Source organism: Sphaerisporangium perillae (assembly GCF_023276435.1).
GTDB lineage: Bacteria > Actinomycetota > Actinomycetes > Streptosporangiales > Streptosporangiaceae > Sphaerisporangium > Sphaerisporangium perillae.
Map to the genome: position 1 here is coordinate 1 of NZ_JALLPO010000101.1, position 1,714 is coordinate 1,714.

A 1,714-nucleotide genomic window follows, 5' to 3' on the forward strand; every position below is an offset into this window, starting at 1 on the left:
CTCTACCGAACTGTGGGCCAGTGCTCCGGCGTTCACGCCGGGGGTGAAGGCCCACGCGGGAGTGCCCGCTAGGGCGCGAGCGTGCTCTAGCCTTCCGCGCCCGTGAGCAGGTCAGCTCACGCGGGTTGTTTCTGCTGTTCGATGTACTGCTTGAGGACCGTGAGCGGTGCGCCGCCCACGCTTGCGGCGAAGTAGGAGCCGGACCAGAAATGCCCGCCCCACAGGTACTGGCGGACGTGAGCGCTGTATTCCTTGCGGAGCATCCGCGCCGAGACGCCCTTCAGTGAGTTGACGAGTTTGGACAGGGCGACCTTCGGCGGGTAGTGGACCAGCAGGTGGACGTGGTCGTGTTCGCCGTTGAACTCGCGAAGTTCGACCTCGAAGTCGGCGCAGACCTCGCGCATGAGTTCCTCGCAGCGGACCAGCATCGGGTCGGTGAACACCCCACGCCGGTACTTGGTCACGAACACCAAGTGTGCGTGGAGGTGGTAGACGACATGGCGTCCGGTGCGTACATCGGGGTTTGGATTCCATCGCGGTGACATAAACCAAACGATACGATCACGGTGTGGAGTTGGTGAGGCAGGCTCGTGCGCACGTGGCGCGACTCGACCTCGGCGCAGACCAGGTGGCTGTGCTGGACGGTCAGGCGCACACCGCCCGCGCGCTGTGGAACCTGCTGCATGAGTACTTCACCTTCCGGCAGGGCCGGTTGGCGACGTTGAAGGACTGCGACGCGGCGATCCGGGCAGCCCGCCGCGAGATCGATTGGATGGGACAGCTGCCCGCCCAGGCGGCGCAAGCGGTGCTGAAAACGTACCGGCAGGCGTGGGCGAATTTCTTCAACCCCGGCCATCCCGCCAAGCGGCCCACGTTCAAGGGCCGGCTGCGGACCCGGTTGGCCGTGGACGTCCCGCAGGCCCGCGATTTGCAGATCAAGCGGGTTAACCGGCGGTGGGGCGCGATCAATCTGCCCAAGGTCGGGCGAGTGCGGTTTCGGTGGACCAAGGACCTGCCCGGCGTCACCAGGGGCGGCCCCGCCGGGCGGATCACCGGAGCGCGGCTGGTCAAGGATGCCCACGGCTGGCAGGTCGTGTTCCGCACCCAAACCCTGGTCGCGCCGGCCCCGGCCGTGCACCCAGGCCACACGGTAGGGATCGACCGGGGGATCACCGTCGCCTTGGCCCTGTCGGACGGCACCATGCGTGAGCACGGGCCCTGGCTCAGCGACGGCGAGAAACAACACCTGCGCCGACTGGAGAAGAAGTCGGCCCGCCAGCGGCGCACCCGGCATCGTGGTGAGCCGGCCTGGCATCGGCTGGCCCGCACCTACGACCAGATCGCCCGGCTCCGCGCGACAGCCAAGCGCCGAGCCGTCGACTGGCAGCACCAGACCACCACCGAACTCGCCGGCACCTTCAGCGTGGTCGTGGTGGAAGACCTGAAGGTCACGAACATGGTCCGGTCGGCCACCGGCACGGTCGACAACCCCGGCGTGAACGTCGCGCAAAAGACCGGGCTGAACCGCTCGATCGCTGCGGAAGCATGGGGCCGGACGGTCACCCTGCTGGAATACAAGACCTCCGACCGGGGCGGCCAGGTCGTGAAGGTCCCCGCGCGGGGGACCTCGCAGACCTGTCACCAGTGCGGCCACCGTGACCCGGCGGCCCGGGACCAGATCAGGTACGCCTGCGCCAACCCCGCGTGCGGTTGG

General features: G+C 68.0%; 2 protein-coding genes. One reads left to right on the forward strand and one right to left on the reverse strand.

Annotated elements, in window-relative coordinates:
- Nucleotides 1-116 precede the first annotated feature (116 nt).
- Complete coding sequence (gene tnpA, locus MYF83_RS42135; RefSeq protein WP_248966433.1) at nt 117-545, reverse strand: IS200/IS605 family transposase; 429 nt, start codon at nt 543-545, stop codon at nt 117-119.
- Between the two features lie 23 nt (nt 546-568).
- On the opposite strand from tnpA, the gene MYF83_RS42140 reads away from it, so the two are divergent.
- On the forward strand, nt 569-1,714 hold a 1,146-nt coding region (locus MYF83_RS42140; RefSeq protein ID WP_248966434.1), incomplete at its 3' end, for an RNA-guided endonuclease InsQ/TnpB family protein.